The sequence below is a fragment of the Vibrio sp. THAF190c genome, assembly GCF_009363355.1.
Lineage (GTDB): Bacteria > Pseudomonadota > Gammaproteobacteria > Enterobacterales > Vibrionaceae > Vibrio > Vibrio fortis_A.
Genome location: NZ_CP045338.1, coordinates 456,543 through 478,814 on the forward strand (window position 1 = coordinate 456,543; position 22,272 = coordinate 478,814).

22 protein-coding genes and 1 other RNA gene are annotated in these 22,272 nt (G+C 46.6%); 17 read left to right on the forward strand and 6 right to left on the reverse strand.

All coding sequences use genetic code 11. The features are described 5' to 3' along the window. Nucleotides 1-13: 13 nt before the first annotated feature. Nucleotides 14-1,369 carry a DegQ family serine endoprotease gene (locus tag FIV04_RS02055; protein ID WP_152469512.1) on the reverse strand — a complete coding sequence of 452 codons (1,356 nt, stop codon included), beginning with the start codon at nucleotides 1,367-1,369 and terminating at the stop codon, nucleotides 14-16. Between the two features lie 123 nt (nucleotides 1,370-1,492). Then, on the reverse strand, nucleotides 1,493-1,948 hold the full coding sequence (gene zapG, locus FIV04_RS02060) for a Z-ring associated protein ZapG (protein WP_032553100.1): 456 nt from the start codon (nucleotides 1,946-1,948) through the stop codon (nucleotides 1,493-1,495). Nucleotides 1,949-2,167: 219 nt separating this feature from the next. Between zapG and zapE the strand changes: the two genes are divergently transcribed. The 8 genes from zapE (at nucleotide 2,168) to sspB (ending at nucleotide 8,513) form a co-directional block, all read left to right on the forward strand. Then, complete coding sequence (gene zapE, locus FIV04_RS02065) at nucleotides 2,168-3,271, forward strand: cell division protein ZapE (protein ID WP_152468137.1); 1,104 nt, start codon at nucleotides 2,168-2,170, stop codon at nucleotides 3,269-3,271. 246 nt (nucleotides 3,272-3,517) lie between these two features. Continuing rightward, a complete protein-coding gene (gene rplM / locus FIV04_RS02075; protein ID WP_032553102.1) occupies nucleotides 3,518-3,946 on the forward strand; it encodes a 50S ribosomal protein L13 in 429 nt (142 codons plus the stop codon). 15 nt (nucleotides 3,947-3,961) lie between these two features. Further along, nucleotides 3,962-4,354 carry a 30S ribosomal protein S9 gene (gene rpsI, locus FIV04_RS02080; protein WP_004740758.1) on the forward strand — a complete coding sequence of 131 codons (393 nt, stop codon included), beginning with the start codon at nucleotides 3,962-3,964 and terminating at the stop codon, nucleotides 4,352-4,354. A 331-nt stretch (nucleotides 4,355-4,685) separates the two neighbouring features. After that, nucleotides 4,686-5,276 carry a ubiquinol-cytochrome c reductase iron-sulfur subunit gene (gene petA, locus FIV04_RS02085; protein ID WP_032553103.1) on the forward strand — a complete coding sequence of 197 codons (591 nt, stop codon included), beginning with the start codon at nucleotides 4,686-4,688 and terminating at the stop codon, nucleotides 5,274-5,276. Then, on the forward strand, nucleotides 5,276-6,541 hold the full coding sequence (locus tag FIV04_RS02090) for a cytochrome bc complex cytochrome b subunit (RefSeq protein WP_032553104.1): 1,266 nt from the start codon (nucleotides 5,276-5,278) through the stop codon (nucleotides 6,539-6,541). The genes petA and FIV04_RS02090 overlap by 1 nt, the downstream gene beginning before the upstream one ends. After that, a complete protein-coding gene (locus tag FIV04_RS02095) occupies nucleotides 6,538-7,275 on the forward strand; it encodes a cytochrome c1 (protein WP_032553105.1) in 738 nt (245 codons plus the stop codon). The genes FIV04_RS02090 and FIV04_RS02095 overlap by 4 nt, the downstream gene beginning before the upstream one ends. Nucleotides 7,276-7,371: 96 nt before the next feature. Continuing rightward, complete coding sequence (gene sspA, locus FIV04_RS02100) at nucleotides 7,372-8,007, forward strand: stringent starvation protein SspA (protein WP_032553106.1); 636 nt, start codon at nucleotides 7,372-7,374, stop codon at nucleotides 8,005-8,007. Between the two features lie 20 nt (nucleotides 8,008-8,027). Next, nucleotides 8,028-8,513, forward strand: coding sequence for a ClpXP protease specificity-enhancing factor (sspB, locus tag FIV04_RS02105; RefSeq protein ID WP_172974259.1), 486 nt, complete (start codon nucleotides 8,028-8,030; stop codon nucleotides 8,511-8,513). 83 nt (nucleotides 8,514-8,596) lie between these two features. On the opposite strand, the gene FIV04_RS02110 is transcribed toward sspB, so the two are convergent. From FIV04_RS02110 to FIV04_RS02125, 4 genes are read right to left on the reverse strand one after another with little or no spacing between them, the layout of a single operon-like run. Then, nucleotides 8,597-9,229, reverse strand: a complete 633-nt coding sequence (locus FIV04_RS02110; RefSeq protein ID WP_152468138.1) for a BON domain-containing protein — start codon at nucleotides 9,227-9,229, stop codon at nucleotides 8,597-8,599. A gap of 10 nt (nucleotides 9,230-9,239) precedes the next feature. Next, nucleotides 9,240-9,830 carry a phosphoheptose isomerase gene (locus FIV04_RS02115; protein WP_004729817.1) on the reverse strand — a complete coding sequence of 197 codons (591 nt, stop codon included), beginning with the start codon at nucleotides 9,828-9,830 and terminating at the stop codon, nucleotides 9,240-9,242. A gap of 2 nt (nucleotides 9,831-9,832) precedes the next feature. Then, nucleotides 9,833-10,231 carry a YraN family protein gene (locus FIV04_RS02120; protein ID WP_152469513.1) on the reverse strand — a complete coding sequence of 133 codons (399 nt, stop codon included), beginning with the start codon at nucleotides 10,229-10,231 and terminating at the stop codon, nucleotides 9,833-9,835. After that, nucleotides 10,218-12,029: a penicillin-binding protein activator gene (locus tag FIV04_RS02125; protein ID WP_150870869.1), complete on the reverse strand. Its 1,812-nt coding sequence runs from the start codon at nucleotides 12,027-12,029 to the stop codon at nucleotides 10,218-10,220. Before FIV04_RS02125 ends, FIV04_RS02120 begins: the two co-directional genes overlap by 14 nt. Before the next feature lie 62 nt (nucleotides 12,030-12,091). On the opposite strand from FIV04_RS02125, the gene rsmI reads away from it, so the two are divergent. The 9 genes from rsmI to murD all read left to right on the forward strand — a co-directional run bounded on the left by rsmI (nucleotide 12,092) and on the right by murD (nucleotide 22,263). After that, a complete protein-coding gene (gene rsmI, locus FIV04_RS02130; protein ID WP_150895845.1) occupies nucleotides 12,092-12,958 on the forward strand; it encodes a 16S rRNA (cytidine(1402)-2'-O)-methyltransferase in 867 nt (288 codons plus the stop codon). Nucleotides 12,959-13,246: 288 nt separating this feature from the next. Beyond that, an RNA gene (gene rnpB / locus FIV04_RS02135) (RNase P RNA component class A) lies at nucleotides 13,247-13,674 on the forward strand. A 228-nt stretch (nucleotides 13,675-13,902) separates the two neighbouring features. Further along, entirely contained in the window at nucleotides 13,903-14,853 is a 951-nt protein-coding gene (gene rsmH, locus FIV04_RS02140; protein WP_150870873.1) for a 16S rRNA (cytosine(1402)-N(4))-methyltransferase RsmH, read from the forward strand. A gap of 3 nt (nucleotides 14,854-14,856) precedes the next feature. Beyond that, on the forward strand, nucleotides 14,857-15,174 hold the full coding sequence (gene ftsL, locus FIV04_RS02145; protein WP_152468139.1) for a cell division protein FtsL: 318 nt from the start codon (nucleotides 14,857-14,859) through the stop codon (nucleotides 15,172-15,174). Next, the gene (locus FIV04_RS02150; RefSeq protein WP_152468140.1) at nucleotides 15,171-16,931 is read left to right on the forward strand and encodes a penicillin-binding transpeptidase domain-containing protein; all 1,761 of its coding nucleotides are present in this window, start codon (nucleotides 15,171-15,173) and stop codon (nucleotides 16,929-16,931) included. The genes ftsL and FIV04_RS02150 overlap by 4 nt, the downstream gene beginning before the upstream one ends. 18 nt (nucleotides 16,932-16,949) lie before the next feature. After that, a complete protein-coding gene (gene murE, locus FIV04_RS02155; protein WP_152468141.1) occupies nucleotides 16,950-18,440 on the forward strand; it encodes a UDP-N-acetylmuramoyl-L-alanyl-D-glutamate--2,6-diaminopimelate ligase in 1,491 nt (496 codons plus the stop codon). After that, nucleotides 18,433-19,809 (forward strand): UDP-N-acetylmuramoyl-tripeptide--D-alanyl-D-alanine ligase, encoded by a 1,377-nt coding sequence (gene murF / locus FIV04_RS02160; RefSeq protein ID WP_152468142.1) that lies wholly within the window; start codon nucleotides 18,433-18,435, stop codon nucleotides 19,807-19,809. The genes murE and murF overlap by 8 nt, the downstream gene beginning before the upstream one ends. Further along, nucleotides 19,806-20,888: a phospho-N-acetylmuramoyl-pentapeptide-transferase gene (gene mraY / locus FIV04_RS02165; protein WP_032553116.1), complete on the forward strand. Its 1,083-nt coding sequence runs from the start codon at nucleotides 19,806-19,808 to the stop codon at nucleotides 20,886-20,888. Before murF ends, mraY begins: the two co-directional genes overlap by 4 nt. 58 nt (nucleotides 20,889-20,946) lie before the next feature. Beyond that, nucleotides 20,947-22,263 carry a UDP-N-acetylmuramoyl-L-alanine--D-glutamate ligase gene (murD, locus tag FIV04_RS02170; RefSeq protein ID WP_152468143.1) on the forward strand — a complete coding sequence of 439 codons (1,317 nt, stop codon included), beginning with the start codon at nucleotides 20,947-20,949 and terminating at the stop codon, nucleotides 22,261-22,263. Nucleotides 22,264-22,272 lie beyond the last annotated feature (9 nt).

A 22,272-nucleotide genomic window follows, 5' to 3' on the forward strand; every position in this document is an offset into this window, starting at 1 on the left:
TGGTGACTAATTGTTAGCGAATCACTAGGTAAATGGTTCTTGGACCACGCTGGATATTGAGTGCCAATACACCAGGGTTCTTCTCAACAATTGATCTGAACTGCGCTAGGTTCTTCACCGTTTGACGGTTCACGCCAATAATGATGTCGTCTGGTTGAAGTTGGTATGCCTCAGCTGGTGAGCCTTTGGCTACACTTGAAACCTTCACGCCTTTCACCGGATCGCTGTCATTGGTATTGGTCAGCTCTGCACCTGCTAAGCCTTCATGCAACTTCTCTGCTTGAGTCTTGCTGTTGGTTGATTCACCAAGTGTCACGTCGAAGGTTTTATTTTTACCATCACGAACGACACCAAGTTCTATCTCTTTACCTGCGCCAAGAGTCGCGACTTTAGCTCTTAGTTCACTAAAGGTATCAATGCGCTTGCCATTGATGGCCACAATGATGTCGCCTGCTTGTAAGCCAGCTTTATCTGCAGCGCTGTCTGGAACCACTTGGCTCACAAATGCCCCTTTACTTGATTCATAACCCAAAGCTTCGGCTAATTCTGAAGTGATTTCGCCACCTTGAACACCAAGCATGCCTCGTTTCACTTCACCAAACTCTAGGATTTGGTCGGTTAGGTTACGCATCATATTAGATGGGATCGCAAAGCCGATACCTACGTTGCCACCGTTCGGACCAAGAATCGCGGTGTTAATACCGATCAACTCACCGTTAAGGTTAACCAGTGCACCGCCTGAGTTACCGCTGTTGATAGCCGCATCGGTTTGGATGAAGTTCTCAAAATTTTCAAGGTTGAGGCCACTTCGACCTAGTGCAGAGACGATACCGGATGTCACTGTTTGACCTAAACCAAATGGGTTACCGATAGCGACGCTGAAATCACCAACGCGAAGCTTGTCGGAATCGGCGAAGCGAATCTCGGTCAGGTCTTTGGCTTTTTCGAGTTTGAGTAGGGCGATATCAGACATTTCATCACCGCCAATCAGCTCGGCATCGTATTCACGTCCATCATGCAGTTTTACGCGGATTTCGTCAGCGTTATTGATAACGTGATAGTTGGTAACGATATGTCCTTCCTTGGCGTCGATGATTACACCAGAGCCTAGACCTCGGAATGGGCGCTCTTGTGCTTGCTCTGGGCCAAAGAAGAATTGGAATTGTTCTGGAATGCGTTGACGTTGAACTTGTTTACCTTCAACAGCAATGCTGACTACTGCAGGGGTAACTTTTTCAAGCATCGGTGCAAGGCTAGGTAGTTGTTGGTTGTCGACACTTAATGGTAGTGCCGCAGTTGCCTGAATCGGTGTGATGATGGAACTTAAGCTTAAAGTCAGTACCGATAAAGCAAGCAAAGGTTTTTTCATCATAAACTCCTCGTTAGTTAAGGCCTTGTAACACACATAAAGTTGGACTATTGCCAAGTGTTATACGACCCAAGTGAAGGTTATGACTCAAAAACCTTTGTAAAGTTCATTGAATTTAGTTGTTTAAGAAGCTTTCGCTGTTACAACCTCTGGTGCTTCAATGACCTCTTTCTTCTCATCGCTGAACAAACCGGTTGCGCCATTGGCGTAATCTTTTGGTTGTTCATCAATAGTTGATACTTTGCTGTCTGCTTTCTCTGATGACTTATCTGAGTGTGCAGCAGCCGTTTTTACAAATGGATTATCCTGCTCTGGTAAGTTGGGGATTAACTCAGCGCTGGTCTTTTCCATATGTTGGTAAAGCTTGGTGTAGTCTTTACCTAAGGTATCCAACATTTCAGCTGTTTTAGCAAAGTGATCGGCAAGCTCTTGGCGTTGCTGTTCTAGTGCAAACTTTGCTGTGTCTAATTCTTTTTGAACATTCTTTTGCTTCTTGTACTCAGGAGTCGTGAGGCGAGAAATAGCAACCCCTAAGATAATTCCGATTAGTAAACCGCCAACGGCATACATCCAAGGCATAACAGCTCCTTATTGTTGTTTTTTAACATGTTTGTTACTGCTTAGTTACACATAATGCAGCTTCATGGTACTATGAGAACGCAGCAGTATAAAGAAAAATGCGTGTGCGCTAGCTATCAGTTTGAAGCTGCACATACAGCGCTGAGCCCCCGCCTATTGTACTGTTGAAGCCCTTTTTCCTTCTCTGGTTGATATCGATTTCATTGTGGAAATGTCGTCATGAATCCCGTTAAAAAATACGAACAAGATATAAAAGAACATGGATTTCAAAGAGATCCAGCCCAAGAGCAAGCCGTACAGGCACTAGACCAATTGTTCCACCAATTCCAAGAATACCAAAATGCACCAGTGCCACAGCTGACGCGTTTTCAAAAGTTAATGGGTAAAAAACCACAACTGCCTACGCCACCAAAAGGGCTCTATTTCTGGGGCGGAGTAGGGCGAGGTAAAACCTACTTAATGGATACCTTTTGCGATGCTCTGCCAACATCACGTAAAATGCGTGTCCACTTTCACCGCTTTATGTACCGAGTTCATGATGAACTCAAAGCGCTGGGAGAGGTAAGTGATCCTTTGCCGTTGGTCGCCGATAAGTTTAAGCAAGAAGCGGATATTATCTGTTTTGATGAGTTCTTTGTTTCTGACATTACCGACGCGATGATTCTGGGTACTCTTTTCCAAGAGCTCTTCGCTCGCAACGTTATCTTGGTCGCGACCTCAAACATTCCACCTGAAGACCTTTACCGAAATGGCCTGCAACGCGCGCGCTTTCTTCCTGCGATCAAACTGATCCAAGAAAATTGTCGAATCTTGAATGTAGACAGTGGCGTTGACTACCGACTACGTACATTGGAGCAGGCAGAAATTTATCACTACCCGTTAGATGCACAAGCGGATATTAATTTACGTACCTATTACCAACAGCTAGTCGGTGAGGGTAAAGAGGTATTAACTCAGATTGAGGTTAACCATCGTCAACTGGATGTGGTTGAAGCGAGTGATGGTGTTTTGCATGGCACCTTTGCTCAACTTTGCCAATCTGCGCGCAGCCAGAATGACTATATTGAGTTATCTAAGATCTATCACACGGTGTTACTGGCTGAAGTGAAGCAGATGAATGCGACCTCTGACGACGCAGCCAGACGCTTTATTGCTTTAGTGGACGAGTTTTACGAACGTAATGTAAAGCTGATTATTTCTGCCGAAGTTGCGCTAGAGGAACTCTACACTCATGGTCAGTTAGAGTTTGAATTTAAACGCTGTCAGTCACGTTTAATTGAAATGCAGAGCCATGATTATCTAGCAAAAGAGCACCTAAGTTAGGCGGGGAATTCTTTATTAAGAAAATGGAAGAAAAAAATCGTGATTTTGTTCAAAAAGAGGTGATTTTTTCTTCGCTCTTCTCTATAATCCTGCGACCTACCGTTACTGCGGGCCTCTAACGATGAGTTAAATCACGTTATGCCAAGAGTTTTCCAACACTCGAAGGGGTGATGAATGGGGACTCTTAGACAGTGGGAATACTCAGTATTCCTTAAGTGTAAATTTTTTTAATAGGTAATTATTAGCATGAAAACTTTCGTTGCTAAACCAGAAACTGTAAAACGCGACTGGTACGTTGTAGACGCTGAAGGTAAAACTCTAGGTCGTCTTGCAAGTGAAATCGCTTCTCGCCTACGCGGTAAGCACAAAGCTGAATACACTCCTCACGTAGACACTGGTGATTACATCATCGTTGTTAACGCTGAGAAAGTTACTGTAACTGGTAACAAGGCTAAGGGTAAGGTTTACTACCGTCACTCTGAGTTCCCTGGTGGTCTTAAGTCTATCACTTTTGAAAAGCTGATCGACCGTAAGCCAGAGATGGCTCTTGAACTAGCTGTTAAAGGTATGCTACCACGTGGTCCTCTAGGCCGCGCTATGTACCGTAAGCTAAAAGTATACGCTGGTGCTGAGCACAACCATGTTGCTCAACAACCACAAGTACTAGACATCTAATTGGGGATTATGAAAATGGCAGAGAATCAATACTACGGCACTGGTCGTCGCAAAAGCTCAGCAGCTCGTGTTTTCATCAAACCAGGTTCTGGTGAGATCGTAATCAACAAGCGTAGCCTTGATGTTTACTTCGGTCGTCCAACTTCTCGCATGGTTGTTAAGCAACCTCTTGAGCTAGTTGAACTAACTGAGAAACTTGACCTATACATCACTGTTTCTGGTGGTGGTATCTCTGGTCAAGCTGGCGCAATCCGCCACGGTATCACTCGCGCTCTTATGGAGTACGATGAAACTCTACGTCCTGCTCTACGTGCAGCTGGCTACGTTACTCGTGACGCTCGTTGCGTTGAACGTAAGAAAGTTGGTCTACGTAAAGCACGTCGTAAACCTCAATTCTCTAAGCGTTAATTTTCCTTTACCGGAAAATACACGCTCCCAGTTTTATTACTGGAATTGTGGTTCAAAGCTCGGCTATATGCCGGGCTTTTTGTTTTTCTACTCCCCGCTAAATGCTTTTCCCCCCTCGTTTTATTTCCAATTTCTTATATTTTGATAGCTTTTGTAACCCAATGTGCGCTTTGCCTCATGATTGTTACAAAAAGGTAGCTTTATCTTGTCAAAAAGTAGGGTTTTATTTATCATTTGCCGTCAATAAATAGAACTAAATACGTATTTTGTTAGCCATGCTCTTTAAGCGGAATAATTTCAATCCAAAAGGAGCAAATGGGAGAATGTTTGGATGAGCAACGCGCCTTTAAATAACGGTCGCAGGCGTTTCCTAACCGCAACAACAGCCGTTGTTGGTGGTTTAGGGGCTGCTGCTGTAGCCGTGCCTTTTATTAAATCATGGAATCCGAGTGCCAAAGCGAAAGCTGCGGGCGCGCCGGTGGAAGTGGAAGTCAGTAAATTAGAAGCTGGCCAAATGGTTCGTGTCGAATGGCAAGGTAAACCTGTATGGGTTGTACGCCGTGCTGAATCGGTACTAGAAAACTTGAAAACCATTGGTGGTCAACTTCGAGATCCTCAATCGGAAGCTGAACAACAACCTGAATACGCTCAAAATGAGTTCCGCTCAATTAAGCCGGAATTCTTTGTTGCGGTTGGTTTCTGTACTCACCTAGGTTGTTCTCCAACTTACCTACCTGATTCTTTCGCAGAACAAGTACAAGGTGTTAAGTCTGGTTTCTTCTGTCCATGTCATGGTTCGAAATTTGATATGGCTGGTCGAGTATTCCAAGGCGTACCTGCACCGCTAAACCTTGTTGTGCCAAAGCATATGTATTTAAGTGACACCAAGATCCTGATCGGTATTGACGAGGGAGATGCATAATGCAAGGACTACTAGATTGGGTAGAGAAACGTATACCCGCGATGAATGCTTATAAAAAGCACTTATCTGAATACCCAATGCCTAAGAACTTTAACTTTTGGTACCTTTTTGGTTCTTTAGCAATGTTAGTTTTGGTTAACCAAATCCTTACAGGTATTTGGCTAACAATGAACTACGTACCATCTGGTGAAGGTGCGTTCGCATCTGTTGAATACATCATGCGTGATGTAGAATACGGCTGGCTACTGCGTTATATGCACTCAACGGGCGCATCTGCGTTCTTCGTTGTTGTTTACCTGCATATGTTCCGTGGTCTGATTTACGGTTCTTACCAAAAGCCTCGTGAGCTACTTTGGATCTTCGGTATGTTGATCTTCCTAGTGCTAATGGCTGAAGCCTTCATGGGTTACCTACTACCATGGGGTCAAATGTCATACTGGGGTGCTCAGGTAATCATTTCTCTGTTTGGTGCGATTCCAGTTATCGGTGATGACCTAACGCTTTGGATCCGTGGTGACTACATCATCTCTGGTGCAACGCTTAACCGTTTCTTCGCGCTACACGTTATTGCTCTGCCAATCGTACTTCTGCTGCTTATCGTTCTTCACGTTCTAGCACTGCACGAAGTAGGTTCGAACAACCCAGACGGTATCGAGACTAAGCTTCCTAAAGGCACAATGGGCGACGACTACAAAACTCAGTTCCCATTCCACAAGGATTACACGAAGAAATACGACATCATTGACTCTATTCCTTTCCACCCATACGGGACTGTGAAAGATATGGTTGGTGTTGCTGGCTTCTTGTTCTTCTTCTGTTACGTGCTGTTCTTCAACCCAGAAATGGGTGGATTCTTCCTTGAGCCGCCTAACTTTGAAGCTGCGAACCCGCTGAAGACTCCTGAGCACATTGCTCCGGTATGGTACTTCACACCGTTCTACGCAATCCTACGTGCGGTTCCTGATAAGCTGCTAGGTGTTGTAGCAATGGGCGCATCTATTGTTGTGCTATTCCTACTGCCATGGTTCGACCGTTGTAAAGTACGTTCGTACCGTTACCGTAGCAAACTGCATTTGATTAACATCATCCAATTCACAATAAGCTTTATTGCGCTTGGTATTCTTGGTGCGCTTCCAGCAACACCAACGTACACAATACTTGCACAAGTATTTAGCTTAGGTTACTTCATGTTCTTCGTACTACTGTGGTTCTACAGTAAGAATGAAGCGACGAAACCATTACCAGAAAGGGTGACATTCAAATGAAAAAATGGATTGTAATTTTATTTGCTATGTTGCCGTCATTAGCTATGGCAGCGGGCGCAAATGTTCCGCTAGACAAAGCGAACAATGACTTAACGGACCAAGCTTCACTGCAAAACGGTGCTAAGCTGTTCATGAACTACTGTTTTGGCTGTCACTCTACGCAGTACCAGCGTTACGAGCGAGTTGCTAACGACCTTGAGATCCCTGTGGATCTAATGAAAGAGAACCTAGTCTTCGATCCTGAAGCGAAGATTGGTGACCTGATGGTTAACGCAATGCCTGCGAAGCAAGCGGCAAACTGGTTCGGTGCTCCGCCACCGGATCTAACACTGGTTGCTCGTGTTCGTGGCGCAGACTGGCTATACACTTACCTTCGTACTTTCTACGAAGACCCATCTCGTCCATTTGGCGTAAACAACATTGTTTTCCCAAGTGTTGGTATGCCGCATGTGCTTGAAGAGCTACAAGGTATCCCAACGCCAATCTACGAAACTCACATCGTAGATGGTGAAGAGGTAGAGGTAGTTGTAGGTACTGAAACTGACGGTTCTGGTGAACTAAGTTCAGGTGAGTACGACGAAGCTGTACGTGATTTGGTTAACTTCCTAGTTTACTCTGGCGATCCAGTTCAACTTGAGCGTCACGCTCTAGGTTGGTGGGTAATGGCCTTCTTAGTATTGTTCACTATCGTTGTGATTCTACTGAAGAAAGAGTATTGGCGTGATGTGCACTAATTGTGCTATAATACCGTGCTAATTCCCAAATTATGTTAATGTACAATGGAGGCTTAGGCCTCCATTGTTTTTATTTAAAGTGTACTGGAGGGCTCCATGGCTGTAGCTGCCAATAAACGTTCTGTGATGACTCTTTTCTCAAGTGCTTCTGATATGTATAGCCATCAGGTGCGCATTGTTCTTGCTGAAAAAGGCGTAAGTGTTGAAGTTGAGTTGGTTGATGAAAATAATCTTCCAGCAGAGCTTGTTGAACTGAACCCGTACAAATCAGTACCCACTCTAGTTGATCGCGAGTTGGCTCTATACGACTCAAAAATCATCATGGAATACCTAGATGAGCGTTTTCCTCATCCACCATTGATGCCTGTTTACCCTGTTGCTCGTGGTAACAGCCGTCTAATGATGTACCGTATCGAACGTAACTGGTACTCAGTTGCTGAGAAGATTGTAAAAGGCAATGCAGAAGAGTCTGAAGCAGCACGTACTAAACTGCGTAACGACCTACTAACTCTGGCTCCTATCTTCGCAGAGTACGAATACTTCATGAGCGAAGAATTCAGCCTAATCGATTGTTACCTTGCTCCGCTACTATGGCGTCTTCCTGAGCTAGGTATCGAGCTAATTGGCCCGGGTTCTAAAGAACTGAAAGTTTACATGAACCGTGTATTTGAGCGTGATTCATTCCTAGCTTCTCTAACAGAAGCTGAGCGCGAGATGCGACTGGCTCGTTAATCGTTATGGATATCTCAACGATGACGCCACGCCGTCCATATATGCTTCGTGCATTTTATGATTGGCTGGTTGATAACGAACTGACACCACACCTTGTTGTTGAAGCAACATTGCCGGGTGTTCGTGTACCAGAAGAGTTTATTCAAGATGGTCAGATCATCCTGAATATTGCTCCTCGTGCGGTAGGCAATCTTGAGCTTGGCAACGAAGCGGTGACATTCAGTGCCCGCTTCAGTGGACGTCCTCACTCTGTGATCGTACCGCTTTATGCTGTTCAAGCGATCTACGCTCGTGAAAATGGCGCTGGTACTATGTTTGAGCCTGAAGAGGCTTACATGGATGTGCTTGAAGAAGGCATTGAAGAGGGGCCGTTTGAAGCTCCGGAGCAAGGTCCTTCACTGAGTGTTGCAACGGCAGAGGTTGAAGTTGATGCGGAAGATTCAGACCCTGAGCCTGAACCACCGCGCCCAACTAAAGGCCGACCAAGCCTCCGAGTTATCAAGTAACCGAATGACATTAAAAAAGCAGCGATGATTCGCTGCTTTTTTTATAATTCGATTTTTATTGGAGTTTATATACTTGGATGAAGTTAGTTCACGACAGTTTCTGCTTCAGTTTCAGCGGCCGCTTCAGCCTTCACCGTTGCCTCATCACCATATTCGAATGCTCGAATGACTTGTTTGACCCCAGAGATATTACGAGCAACATCGGTTGCAATATCAGCATGCTCACGAGTTACAAGACCAAGTAGGAACACTTCACCATCTTCGGTAATAACTTTAACCTTGATGCCATTCAGTTCGGCATTGGCTAGTAGAGCGGATTTTACCTTGGTCGTGATCCAGCTGTCTTTGCTGATCTCACTTACGCTCAATGGTGGCTTAACGCGTACTTGGTTATGGACATTGTTCACACCAGCTACTTTTCTTGCTTCACTCTCAAATGAGCGGCGCTCTGCCTCTGTTGATGCTTGTCCCATCAGTACCACTGTGCCACGGTAAGAGCTGGCAGTGATTCGAACATTACCGCGATATGGAGCCTTGTTAGTGATGGCTGCAACTTCGAACTCGATATTGTTGTCATTCCAAATCTCTTTGGTGGTGCGAGTATCGGTGACCAGGTTTGCTGTCGTTGCTGCGCCGGCAATGAACAGCCCAGCACATCCAGACAATGATAGCGTCAGCAGTGAAACGCTGAGCAACTTAACAATAGAAAACTTCATGTTACTCCAATTACTCCTCGTGAGCTGGGAATAGGACTTGGTCAATGAGATCGCACAAGCAATGTAGTGTGACCATATGAACTTCATGGATGCGAGCGGTGCGATGTGATGGGATTCGAATCTCTACATCGTGTTCGCCTAGAAGACCTGCCATCTCACCACCGTCTTTACCGGTAAAAGCGATGATGGTCATATCACGGGTTACTGCCGCTTCCATCGCCTTGATGATATTTTTGCTGTTACCACTGGTCGAGATAGCAAGAAGGATATCGCCAGTTTGACCAAAAGCACGTACCTGTTTTGAGAAGATCTCTTCGTAGTGGTAGTCGTTTGCAACTGCAGTTAGCGTAGTGTTGTCGGCGGTTAGCGCCATTGCAGGCAGGCTAGGGCGCTCGGTTTCAAAGCGATTAAGTAGGCAAGAGACAAACTGCTGTGCGTTCGAAGCTGAGCCACCGTTACCACAACATAAAATCTTATTACCATTAAGCAAGGTTGCAACCATGGCTTGAGCGGCATGGGTAATAGCATCTGGCAGGGCTTCTGCTGCCGCGATTTGGATCTGAATACTTTCTGTAAAACTTTCTTTGATGCTATCTAGCATGTTTATCCTTGGGTAATTGCATTTTCTATCCAGTTGATTTGTTCACTTGGCCCTTCAATAGCCACAACATCAAACCGGAAGTTAGTCGAGTGTACCGACATGCCTTGCTTCATCAGCCATAAATTGGCTGTGTTGATCAGCTTTTTCGCCTTACTGGCGGTGACCATTTCTGCTGCATGCCCATAACGTGTCTGTTTTCGGTATTTGACCTCAACAAACACAATAGTCTGTTTGTGGTGCATTATAAGATCAATTTCACCACATTTTGCTACGAAGTTTTGCTCTATTAAAGAGAGTCCGTGGCCTTCGAGGTGCTCTTTGGCCACGCGTTCGTATCTATCGCCCACTTGTCTGTGGGCGTTGAGTTTTTGTATCAGTTTGGTTCGGCTAAAGAGCCCCATGCTCAGCCCAGCTGATTTGACGCTGTACCACACAGTTATTGTCGATGGTCAGTACACCGGTTTCACCAGAAATACTGTGTCCTTCAACGGCTTTCATCTGTGGTAGTGCGTCCATTAGGTAGTACGCATCCATCCCTAGTGCTTGTAGACGTTTTTGACCATTAGAGTGTGATGGCCAAAGCTCGTTTAGCTGCCGGTTTAGCTCGCCTTTACCCTCTACAAGCAGAGGAATATCGCTGTAGAAAACGCCGGTTAAGTCTTCATACTGCTTGTCGCCACTGTTACTGCGAGAATTCGAGAATAACGCAGGCTGCTTCGCATCCGGGTTAATAGCTACCTCAATGAAAGGTTTGATCAGCGTGAGCTCAGAGTTCTTGGCTACGATGTATACCGCATCGACGTCGCGACGGCTGCGTGGTTCCGTTTCTAATGGCAAGTCAATCAGGTTATCCATCTGAGCAATGCGCTGTTGGCTCTCTTGCAGACCAAATATCTGATTCACATTGCGTTGCAGTTGGCGTTTATCAGCAAAGAAAGAGGTCGCGACCTCGTTACTGCTGTATTTCGACCACTCCTCTTTGAAGGCTTCTTGTACACGATCGCCCAGTCGGCCTTTCGGCGCCAAGATAAGTGGGTATTTGTAACCTTGCGTGAAGAGATGTTTAGCAGCTTGTGCGACTTCTTGCTCTGGTGATAGCGCAAGGTAACAGAGCTTAGTATCTGCCTCTAATTGATCGGGAATGTTCAGTGCAAGAGCTGGAATGGCATCTTCGTGACCTTTCTGAGCTTCCTGCAGCTTAGTAATATTGCTCTTAATCAGTGGGCCGACGATAAAGTCGACTTTATTATCAACCAGCGTTTGTTTGATCTCTTCTGCACTTTGCGTGTTGGTATCTAAAACCGTTAGCGTTGCGTCTTCTTCACGCTCTTTATCGTTCATCATCGCAAAGATGAAGCCATCACGAACCAACTGTGCCTGCTTGCTGTACTTACCAGTCAAAGGCAGTAGCAGGGCAGTGCTGGTTGGTTTACTGATCTCTAGCGCTAAGATGTCAGTGATCGCTTGCGGTGTATACTTCGCTGCTGGGTGATACGGGTTATCTGCCAACCAATCTTGTAGTGTGCTTTGCAGCTCAGGCAGATTACCGTTAAGAGTTTTCAAATAGATAGAAAGCTGTAACCAACCGGCCAAGACGTCTTCGTCTGGCGCCGTTTTCAGCGCTAGCACTTCATATTGCGAGTAGCTGCTGAGGTTTTGCCAGATACGGTCAGCGATCAACTGTTGGTCTTGGTTGTCATCAAATTCTTCAAGCTTGGTGAGCTCACGGCTCGCTTCGAAATATTGATTCAATACCTCAAGAATATCAGCGCGCAGGTTGTGGTAGTCTTTCCACTGCTCATTCGGTAGCTTCCACCACGGTTGGAAATTCAGTTGTTGGTACGCTTGCTCAGTCTGTTGATTGTTGAACAGCAGTTGCGCACGCGCTAATTGCCACTCAGCCTGTTGGGTTTCTGTGAGTGGTTGCTTTGCTAAACGCTTGATCAGCAAAGTCGCTTGATCGGTTTTGCCCGCTTGCACCGACGATTTAAGTGCCATGATCAGCCAGTCATTTTGCAGACTGCCTTGGCTGCTGTCGGCTTGCATCATATAACTTTCTGTCGATTGTGTCGGATCAAGTGTAATATCAACACGCGTCGGGGCTTGTGGCGTAGAAGAACAAGCCGCCAATGAAATTGCTAATGCAATTGGAGTTAGTAAGCGTGGTACACTGAGTCTCTTATGGTTCATTGTTGCCATGAGTTCTTTTTAATTCCGTATAAATTTGTATCTATATTAATCGTTGAAGTGATGGTAAACAAATGACAGATAACAAAACCTTGCTCACAGAGAGCCCAACTCTCTATATTGTGCCGACTCCTATCGGAAATTTGGGAGACATCACTCAAAGAGCAATTGAAGTATTATCAAGCGTCGATGTTATTGCAGCGGAAGACACACGTCACACGGGTAAGCTGCTTGCTCACTTCAATATATCCACCAGAACGTTCGCCTTACATGACCATAATGAGCAAACTAAGGCGCAAGTTCTAGTAGAAAAATTATTAGAGGGTCAGTCTATCGCATTAGTCTCAGATGCTGGAACCCCTTTAATCAGTGATCCAGGTTACCACCTTGTATCACAATGTCGTCAGGCTGGTGTGAGAGTTGTACCACTTCCAGGTGCATGTGCTGTCATCACTGCGTTAAGTGCGTCTGGCTTGCCTTCGGATCGCTTCAGTTTTGAAGGCTTCTTACCACCTAAGAGTAAAGGTCGTAAAGATAAGTTCCTTGAGATCGCGAAAGCGGAACGTACTTGTATTTTCTACGAGTCACCACACCGTATCTCAGATTCTCTACAGGATATGCTAGATATCTTAGGCCCGGAGCGTGAAGTTGTACTAGCGCGTGAGCTAACGAAGACCTTCGAAACCATTCAAGGTATGCCATTGGGCGAGCTGATTGAGTGGATTGAAGAAGATGCTAACCGCAAACGCGGTGAAATGGTGCTATTGATTCACGGTCACCGCGAAGAAGCAACAACCGACTTACCGGACGAAGCAACGCGTACTCTGGCTATTCTGACTAAAGAGCTACCACTAAAGAAAGCGGCGGCAATGGCTGCTGAGATCTACAACCTGAAGAAAAACGCACTCTACAAATGGGGTCTAGAGCACCTAGATAACTAATACTTGTTTAGTTACACAATTCAGATACAGATAAGCCAGTACTGAGCCGTTTATCTGTATCTCTACTTTGTTCTTAACTCTTTTCTCATCTCGAACCTCACTACTCTTATCTTCTTTTAGATCTTTTCGAATCTCGCATCCCGCCACCAGTATCTACTCCTCAGTCTCTTCGCATCTCGTCACTCGTATCCGCTCTTTCGCTCAATTCCCCACCAGTTAACACCCTGATTGCATCATATTTGTGATCTCGCTAGACACGTCTCTTTAATCTCTATACAATCCGCCCTCGGAGTTGACTGGGTAGTCGCTGCTTTGTTGATGTCCTTCGGGAGACTGACGCTGAAGTCCTTTGGGAGACTGGCGTTGACGTCCTTCGGGAGACTGACAAAGGGGAGGAAAGTCCGGGCTCCATAGAGCAGGGTGCCAGGTAACGCCTGGGGGGCGCAAGCCCACGACAAGTGCAGCAGAGAGAAGACCGCCGATGGCCTTAAGGCACAGGTAAGGGTGAAAGGGTGCGGTAAGAGCGCACCGGACGGCTAGTAATAGTCCGTTGCAGGGTAAACTCCACCCGGAGCAAGACCAAATAGGCCTCCACATTGCGTTGCTCGCGTAAGGAGGCGGGTAGGTTGCTTGAGCCAGTGAGCGATTGCTGGCCTAGACGAATGGCTACTACCGCGCAAGCGGAACAGAACCCGGCTTATATGTCGACTCCACCTATTCCAAGAACCCATCATTACTTAACAGTAGTGATGGGTTTTTTGCTTTATATTGACGTAAATTATTTAGATTTCCTTAAAATCCGCTTTTCTTGTAAAGACTTGGGTTAAAAATCCCAACTCGCTACACACAATGTAGTGGAGATAACGTGCGAAATCAGTACACTAAAACGTTAACAGAATCATTTGTAGCCGAACTAAAGGCTTAATCCACTCACTGAGAAGACTATGACAGAAGCGTTCAAACATATTTCAGTATTGCTTAACGAATCAATTGACGGACTGGCGATCAAACCTGATGGTACCTACATTGACGGTACTTTTGGCCGTGGTGGTCACAGCCGTACAATCCTGTCTAAACTGGGCGAGAATGGACGACTATTTAGTATCGACCGCGATCCACAAGCGATCGCTGAAGCACAAAAAATTGATGACCCGCGTTTTACTATTATTCATGGCCCATTCTCTGGCATGGCGGAATACGCTGAGCGCTACGATCTAGTGGGTAAAGTAGACGGCGTGCTTCTCGATTTAGGTGTGTCTTCACCACAATTGGATGATGCAGAGCGCGGCTTTAGCTTTATGAAAGACGGCCCATTGGATATGCGAATGGACCCAACTTCAGGTATGCCTGTGTCACAGTGGCTAATGGATGCAGAGCTAGATGACATCACTTGGGTTATCCGTGAGTTTGGTGAAGACAAGCATGCCCGCCGTATTGCTAAAGGCATCGTGGCTTACCGTGAGAACGAAGAGAACGAACCACTGACGCGCACAGGTCAACTGGCGAAGCTTATCTCGGATGTCGCACCAAAGAGTTTTAAAGAGAAAAAGCACCCAGCAACGCGTGCATTCCAAGCATTTCGTATTTATATCAATAGTGAGCTGGATGAGATCGCGACTGCACTAAAAGGTGCAACCAGCATTCTTGCTCCGGAAGGTCGTCTGTCAGTCATCAGCTTCCACTCTCTAGAAGATCGCATGGTAAAACGTTTTATCCGTAAAGAGAGCCAAGGCCCACAAGTACCACACGGTCTACCTCTTACTGAAGAGCAAATTAAAGCACTAGGCAGTGCAGTTCTTAAACCTGTGGGTAAAGCGATTAAGCCTTCAAAGAGTGAAGTGGATGAAAACACGCGTTCGCGCAGCTCAGTACTTCGTCTAGCCGAAAAGCTGTAATTAATGAAGACCGCTAAGCCAAACCTAGCCAAGATTATCTTCTTTGATCTGATTTCAGTGGGCCGTGTCCCGCTGTTATTGCTCATTGCTATCTTCGCGAGCGCTATGGCGGTTGTTCTTACTACACACATGTCTCGCCAAGCCATTACTAAGAAAGACATGGCTTTGGTGGAGCGCGAGCAGCTAGATGACGAGTGGCGAAATCTGATGCTTGAAGAGACCGCACTCGCCGAACACAGCCGAGTTCAAGCCTCTGCAATTAAAGAGCTTGATATGAAGCGTCCAGACTCAGACAAAGAAGTTGTGATCTCACTGAAATGACCGCTAAAAAGGAAAAAGCATCTGCGAAGAAAGCTGAAGCAGCCGCTTCCAAGGCAACCGCAGTGAATGAAAAGGACTCCGATCCTATCTTGATCAAATGGCGCTTTAACCTTGTTATTGCGTTTGTCTTCCTCGCATTTGCAGCACTTGTCTCACGTGTTGCTTACATTCAAATCATCGAACCCGATAACTTGATTCGCCAAGGTGACCTGCGTTCGGTTCGCGTCAAAGAGATCCCTTCTGCGCGCGGTATTATTTCTGATCGAAACGATGAACCTCTCGCTGTCAGTGTCCCTGTTGAGGCTGTCTGGGCCGATCCGAAAACCATTTTTGATAAAGATGGCCTCGCGCAGATTGATCGTTGGTATGCCCTTGCGGATGTATTGGGGCTAGAGCGTCAATCGATGATCGATAAGATCTCAGCCAATAAAAAGCGTCGTTTTATCTACCTCCAGAGGCAAGTGAGCCCAGCGATGGCGAAGTATATTCGCGATCTTAAGCTGGTGGGCGTTGGCCTTAAAGCGGAATCTCGTCGCTACTACCCTGCGGGCGAAATCAGCGCACACCTTATCGGTGTAACGGGTATTGATGGTCACGGCTTAGAGGGCGTTGAACGCAGTTATGACCAGTGGTTAACCGGTGAAGCGGGTAAGCGTACGATTCGTAAAGACCGCTATGGGCGTGTGGTTGAAAATATTGCCTTAGAAGAGCGTGAGCAAGGTAAACCTCTCACCTTGACCATAGATCAACGTTTACAAGCGATTGCCTATCGTGAAATCAAGCAAGCGGTAGCCGATCACCGAGCAACCTCTGGCTCGGCGATTCTTCTTGATGTCAAAACCGGTGCGGTGTTAGCCATGGTCAATGCGCCATCGTATAACCCAAACAACCGAGCCGACCTGCAAAGCTTTAAGATGCGTAACCGAGTACTGACGGATGCGATGGAACCCGGCTCTACCGTTAAGCCATTTGTTGTATTGGCAGCGCTAGAGAACGGTGCTGCGACTCCAGACACCGTGATAAACACCGGAAATGGCATCATGCAAATCGGCGGTAGCCGCGTGCGTGACACCTCCAAAGTCGGTAAGGCTGGCCTAGCCATGATCCTCAAGAAGTCAAGTAACATCGGTGTTGCGAAGCTGGCATTGGATATGCCGTTGGAAGCGCTGCTGGGGCTTTACAGTTCAGTTGGTCTTGGCGAAATGTCTGGCTTGAACTTAGTCGGTGAGACAACAGGTATCTTCCCAAATCGACGCCGTTGGTCAAAGTTTGAAATTGCCACCCTATCTTTTGGTTACGGCCTATCTGTAACCCCAATTCAATTGGCTCATGCTTACGCAACACTGGCGAATAAAGGTGTGTACGAGCCGATCCATATCATTGAAAACAACGAGCAAGATTTTTCTAAGCAGATCATTGATAGAGACAATGCGCAGCTTGTTTTAGAGATGCTTGAAGGGGTAACCCAAAAAGGCGGCACAGCAACGCGCGCGGCGGTACCGGGTTATCGCGTCGCGGCTAAAACAGGTACGTCTCGTAAAGCGGAAGCGGGTGGTTATAGCGATGAGTATATTGCGATTACTGCAGGTGTAGCACCTGTAAGCGACCCTCGCGTATCACTGGTTGTAGTGGTGAATGAGCCGCAAGGCGATCTCTACTACGGCGGTTCTGTTGCTGCACCGGTATTTTCAGAAATCATGAAGGGTGCACTGCAAATTCTTAATGTGCCAGCTGATGAAAACAAGTTTCAAGAATAGAACGAATCAGGATTCGATATGAGTAATAGCCTAACACTGTCTAACTTACTGAGCCCTTGGGGGCCATTTGACTGCGCTGAACTAGCGGAAGTCGAGGTCACGCACCTTGAGTTAGATAGCCGAGCGGTAAGTTCGGGGGACATTTTCGTTGCTGTTATTGGCCATGCTGTTGATGGACGCCATTTTATCGACAAAGCCATCGACTTGGGTGCCAGCGCTGTCATTGCTCAAGCGTGCGAAGAGCATGTTCATGGCAGTGTTGAGTTACGTAATGGCGTCGCTATCGCTCATGTCCAAGATCTGAATCAAGAGCTCTCTGCTCTGGCTGGTCGTGTCTATCAATCAGATGCGACTCAGCTGATTGGCGTGACAGGCACCAATGGCAAAACCACAATTACTCAACTTATCGCTCAGTGGCTTGATTTAGTTGGTCAGCGCTCTGGTGTTATGGGCACGACAGGGAATGGTTTTCTTGACGACCTGCAAACCGCAAAAAATACCACGGGTAGCGCGATTGAAATTCAACGTACTTTGAGTGAATTATCGGCTCAAAATGCGGCCTATACTGCAATGGAAATCTCATCACACGGCTTGGTTCAAGGCCGTGTTAAAGCACTCAAATTCGCAGCCGGTGTTTTTACCAACCTGAGTCGAGACCACCTTGACTATCATGGCACGATGGAAGAGTACGCGTTAGCCAAACAGAGTCTGTTTACCAAGCATCACTGCCAGCACGCCATCATTAATGCCGATGACCCAGTGGGTTTGGCGTGGTTATCAGAATTACCCGATGCCGTAGCAGTATCGCTGAGTCCAATCTCTGACTGTGCCAATGCAGTGTGGGCCTCAAACGTGGCTTATGCTGAAACTGGCATCTGCATGGATTTCGATGGTGCGTGGGGCACGGGGTCGCTGCAGGTACCTTTGATTGGTCAATTTAATGCATCTAATGTTTTGGTGGCGTTCGCAACACTGCTTGCTTTAGGTATTGATAAACAACAACTGGTTGATAGTGCACCCAAGTTACAGCCTGTGATCGGCCGTATGGAACTATTCCAAGCGCCGCAAAAAGCCAAGGTTGTGGTTGATTATGCGCACACGCCTGATGCACTGGAAAAAGCATTAGCTGCACTGCGCGTGCATTGCTCTGGTAACTTATGGGCCATTTTTGGTTGCGGTGGCGATCGAGATAAAGGCAAGCGTCCGATGATGGCGGAGACAGCGGAACAGTTCGCCGACAAGATCATTATCTCTGATGATAACCCTCGCAGCGAAGACCCGGCGGAAATCGTCAAAGATATGCTGGTGGGGCTTAAGCAGCCTCAAACCGCATACGTTGAGCATGATCGCTATCAAGCGGTGAAGTTTGCCCTTGAGCAAGCTGGTAACAATGACATTATCCTACTGGCAGGTAAGGGCCATGAGGATTACCAAGTATTAAAAGATGAAACTGTGCACTACTCTGACCGAGAGTCAGCACTGCAATTATTAGGTATTCACAATGATTGATGTATCACTAGAACAGGTCTGTCAGGCAGTTAATGGTGAACTAATTGAATCAGCGGAAGCAGGGAAGGCGACCATGATTCATTCGGTATCTACAGATACACGTACCGTTCAAAGTGGTGCTCTGTTCGTGGCTTTGGTTGGCGAGCGATTTGATGCGCATGACTTTTGCCATCAAGCGGTCGAAGCACAAGCCAGCGCGTTGTTAGTCGAACGAAAACTTGACCTAAATATTACTCAAGTGGTTGTTGAGGATACTAAACTTGCGTTGGGTCAGTTGAGTGCATGGGTACATGCTCAATGTGAAGTGCCAACCATGGCTATCACAGGTAGTTGTGGCAAAACCACCGTCAAAGAGATGGTTGCTAGCATTCTACAACAGCGCGGAAAAGTACTGTTTACCGCGGGCAACTTCAATAATGATATTGGGGTACCTCTGACGTTACTGCGCAGCGAGCCAAGTGATGACTTCGCTGTGATTGAGCTTGGTGCTAACCACATCGGTGAGATTGCTTACACGACACAACTTGTGAAGCCGCAAGTGGCGGTGGTAAATAATGTTGCCGCAGCGCACCTTGAAGGCTTTGGCTCAATGGATGGTGTTAAGCAAGCCAAGGGTGAAATTTACCAAGGCCTCTCTGCTGGTGATACCGCCATCGTCAACTTAGAGAGTAATGGTGGTGCATATTGGGAAGAAGTCTTGGTAGATAAGTCGGTGCTTACCTTTTCAGATGTAAACCCTGAGGCCGATTACTTTGCCGATGAAGTTGAGCTTAATGAGCAAGGCGAAGCCTGTTTTACAATGCACACCCCACAAGGGGGTATCGCTATTGAGCTAGGTATCATAGGTCAACATAATGTGGCAAATGCGCTTTGTGCAGCTGCATTAAGTATCCAGTTTGGTGCGAGTTTGAATGACATTCAGACTGGTTTAAAAAACTTAAACTCAGTAAAGGGCCGCGTTGAGGTTCAACAGCTGAGTGAACAAATTAAGCTAATTGACGACAGTTACAATGCCAGCGTGCCTGCGATGAAGGCGGCGGCAAAACTGTTGTCGAGCTTTAAAGGGCAGCGTTGGCTGATTTTAGGCAATATGGCTGAATTAGGCGATGAAAGCCTTGCACTTCACCGTCAAGTCGGTGAATATGCTGCCCCATTCGCTTTTGAGCATGTACTCACTTACGGTGATGATACAAAGGTGATCAGTGAGGTCTGCAACGGCATTCACTTCGCCACGCATCAAGCGATGATCGCACATATAGAGCAGCAGTTAAGCTTGCCAAATAATGCGTCGCACACACTGTTAGTTAAAGGCGCAAACAGTGCAGGAATGAGTAAAATTGCCGCTGCTTTAAAGGAGAACTTTTCATGATTATTTGGCTTGCAGAGCTGCTACAGCCACACTTTTCGTTTTTTCGTTTGTTTGAATATCTTTCGTTTCGAGCAATCGCGAGTATTTTAACGGCTCTATGCTTGTCACTGTGGATGGGACCTCGTTTAATCGAGCGTCTACAAATGCTGCAAATCGGTCAAGTTGTTCGTAATGACGGTCCTGAATCTCACTTCAGCAAACGCGGTACCCCAACCATGGGGGGGGTGATGATCTTGGCTGCGATCATCATTACTGTCCTGTTGTGGGCAGATCTTTCTAACCCTTATGTATGGGCTGTGATGGCAGTACTTGGCGGTTATGGTGCGGTCGGTTTTGTTGATGACTATCGTAAAGTTGTCCGTAAGAACACCGATGGCCTAATTGCTCGCTGGAAGTACTTCTGGCAATCAGCGATTGCGCTGGTTGTGGCGTTTGCATTGTACGCACACGGTCAAGATACAGCAGCGACTCAGCTAGTAGTACCTTTCTTCAAAGATGTGATGCCACAGCTTGGCTTACTCTACATTGTGTTGACGTACTTTGTTATCGTGGGTACCAGTAATGCGGTTAACCTAACAGATGGTCTAGACGGTCTAGCAATCATGCCAACGGTAATGGTAGCTGCTGGCTTTGCGGTTATTGCATGGGCGACGGGTAACGTTAACTTTGCTGAATACCTACATATTCCATATATCCCGTTTACGTCTGAGCTGGTTGTTGTATGTACCGCTATTGTCGGTGCTGGCCTTGGTTTCCTATGGTTTAACACCTACCCAGCGCAAGTATTCATGGGCGATGTCGGCTCTCTAGCACTCGGTGGTGCTTTAGGTACTATCGCGGTATTGGTTCGCCAGGAGTTGGTACTGGTTATTATGGGCGGTGTATTTGTAATGGAGACGCTATCAGTAATCTTACAGGTAGGCTCTTACAAGCTACGCGGTCAGCGTATTTTCCGTATGGCACCAATTCACCACCACTACGAGCTGAAAGGCTGGCCAGAACCGCGTGTAATCGTGCGTTTTTGGATCATTTCAATGGTTCTTGTTTTGATTGGTCTAGCGACACTGAAAGTTCGTTAATTCCACTTTAAGCCTCGTTAATACGGGGCTTTATCCACATTAAGAGCGTCTTGTTTAAATGGAACCTTGGCAAAATATTCAAAATGTAGTGGTTGTAGGGCTCGGTATTACCGGGCTCTCTGTCGTTAAACATCTTGTAAAATATCAGCCTCACTGCACGGTGAGAGTGATCGACACTCGCGATAATCCACCGGGCAAAGAGTCACTGCCTGATGGTGTTGCTCTGCATTCTGGGAGTTGGCAAAACGAATGGTTAGCACAAGCCGACCTTGTCGTTGCAAACCCAGGTATCGCACTGGCAACACCAGAGATTCAAACTGTGTTGGCACGCGGTGGTGCTGTTGTGGGTGATATTGAATTATTCGCTTGGGCAGTTGAGAAGCCTGTCGTGGCAATCACGGGCTCCAACGGTAAGAGCACTGTGACAGATCTTACCGGTGTGCTTGCCAAAGCTGCAGGTCTTAAGGTGGGCGTTGGTGGTAACATCGGTGTACCAGCTCTGGATCTACTTGAACAAGATGCCGAGCTCTATGTCTTAGAATTGTCGAGCTTCCAGTTAGAGACCACATCAAGTCTTAAATTAGCGGCAGCAGCGTTCTTGAACCTCTCTGAAGATCACATGGATCGCTATCAAGGCATGGCCGACTACTGTGATGCTAAGCGCCGTATCTTCAAACATGCGCAATACGCACTAGTAAACCGTGATGATCGCGAAACCTATCCACTGGATTCACAACAGGTCGTAAGCTTCGGATTTGATAACCAAGAGTTCGGCGTTGATGTGATTGATGGCGAAGAGTGGCTCATTGATCATGGTGCGCCAGTTATTCGCAGCCAAGACCTCACTCTGGTAGGTCGACACAATGTATCAAATGCCTTGGTTTCTTTGGCACTACTCAAACTGGCAAACATCGACTACGCCAACAGTCTTGATGCATTGAAAGCATATAACGGCCTGACTCATCGTTGCCAAGTCGTCGCAGACAAGCGCGATGTGAAGTGGGTTAATGATTCTAAGGCGACCAATGTTGCCAGCACGTTAGCGGCTTTGTCTGGTCTAGAGTGCGCAGGAACACTTTATTTGTTAGTCGGTGGTGTGGGTAAAGGGGCAGACTTCAGTGAACTTGCACCGGTACTTAACAATATCGCACGCGTTAAACTGTGCTGTTTTGGTGAAGATGCTGACCAGTTTATGCCTCTGCATCCATCGGCACAAAAGTTTGACACCATGCAGCAGATTATCGAAACCGTTTCACCAAAGCTAGTAGCGGGAGATATGGTGATGTTGTCGCCTGCGTGTGCAAGCTTCGATCAGTTTAGTAATTTCATGGCAAGAGGTGATGCATTCACCGAGCTTGCTCAAAAGTACGCATAATCGTTAAAG

Bases quoted from the DNA above. Each gene is read 5' to 3' on its own strand.
- rsmI (WP_150895845.1), top strand. From the start codon at position 12,092: ATGACAGATAACAAAACCTTGCTCACAGAGAGCCCAACTCTCTATATT.
- rsmH (WP_150870873.1), top strand. From the start codon at position 13,903: ATGACAGAAGCGTTCAAACATATTTCAGTATTGCTTAACGAATCAATT.
- ftsL (WP_152468139.1), top strand. From the start codon at position 14,857: ATGAAGACCGCTAAGCCAAACCTAGCCAAGATTATCTTCTTTGATCTG.
- FIV04_RS02150 (WP_152468140.1), top strand. From the start codon at position 15,171: ATGACCGCTAAAAAGGAAAAAGCATCTGCGAAGAAAGCTGAAGCAGCC.
- FIV04_RS02090 (WP_032553104.1), top strand. From the start codon at position 5,276: ATGCAAGGACTACTAGATTGGGTAGAGAAACGTATACCCGCGATGAAT.
- zapE (WP_152468137.1), top strand. From the start codon at position 2,168: ATGAATCCCGTTAAAAAATACGAACAAGATATAAAAGAACATGGATTT.
- FIV04_RS02120 (WP_152469513.1), bottom strand. From the start codon at position 10,231: ATGGGGCTCTTTAGCCGAACCAAACTGATACAAAAACTCAACGCCCAC.
- FIV04_RS02055 (WP_152469512.1), bottom strand. From the start codon at position 1,369: ATGAAAAAACCTTTGCTTGCTTTATCGGTACTGACTTTAAGCTTAAGT.
- murD (WP_152468143.1), top strand. From the start codon at position 20,947: ATGGAACCTTGGCAAAATATTCAAAATGTAGTGGTTGTAGGGCTCGGT.
- rplM (WP_032553102.1), top strand. From the start codon at position 3,518: ATGAAAACTTTCGTTGCTAAACCAGAAACTGTAAAACGCGACTGGTAC.
- rpsI (WP_004740758.1), top strand. From the start codon at position 3,962: ATGGCAGAGAATCAATACTACGGCACTGGTCGTCGCAAAAGCTCAGCA.
- mraY (WP_032553116.1), top strand. From the start codon at position 19,806: ATGATTATTTGGCTTGCAGAGCTGCTACAGCCACACTTTTCGTTTTTT.
- sspA (WP_032553106.1), top strand. From the start codon at position 7,372: ATGGCTGTAGCTGCCAATAAACGTTCTGTGATGACTCTTTTCTCAAGT.
- murF (WP_152468142.1), top strand. From the start codon at position 18,433: ATGATTGATGTATCACTAGAACAGGTCTGTCAGGCAGTTAATGGTGAA.
- murE (WP_152468141.1), top strand. From the start codon at position 16,950: ATGAGTAATAGCCTAACACTGTCTAACTTACTGAGCCCTTGGGGGCCA.
- FIV04_RS02125 (WP_150870869.1), bottom strand. From the start codon at position 12,029: ATGGCAACAATGAACCATAAGAGACTCAGTGTACCACGCTTACTAACT.
- sspB (WP_172974259.1), top strand. From the start codon at position 8,028: ATGACGCCACGCCGTCCATATATGCTTCGTGCATTTTATGATTGGCTG.
- FIV04_RS02115 (WP_004729817.1), bottom strand. From the start codon at position 9,830: ATGCTAGATAGCATCAAAGAAAGTTTTACAGAAAGTATTCAGATCCAA.
- FIV04_RS02110 (WP_152468138.1), bottom strand. From the start codon at position 9,229: ATGAAGTTTTCTATTGTTAAGTTGCTCAGCGTTTCACTGCTGACGCTA.
- FIV04_RS02095 (WP_032553105.1), top strand. From the start codon at position 6,538: ATGAAAAAATGGATTGTAATTTTATTTGCTATGTTGCCGTCATTAGCT.
- petA (WP_032553103.1), top strand. From the start codon at position 4,686: ATGAGCAACGCGCCTTTAAATAACGGTCGCAGGCGTTTCCTAACCGCA.
- zapG (WP_032553100.1), bottom strand. From the start codon at position 1,948: ATGCCTTGGATGTATGCCGTTGGCGGTTTACTAATCGGAATTATCTTA.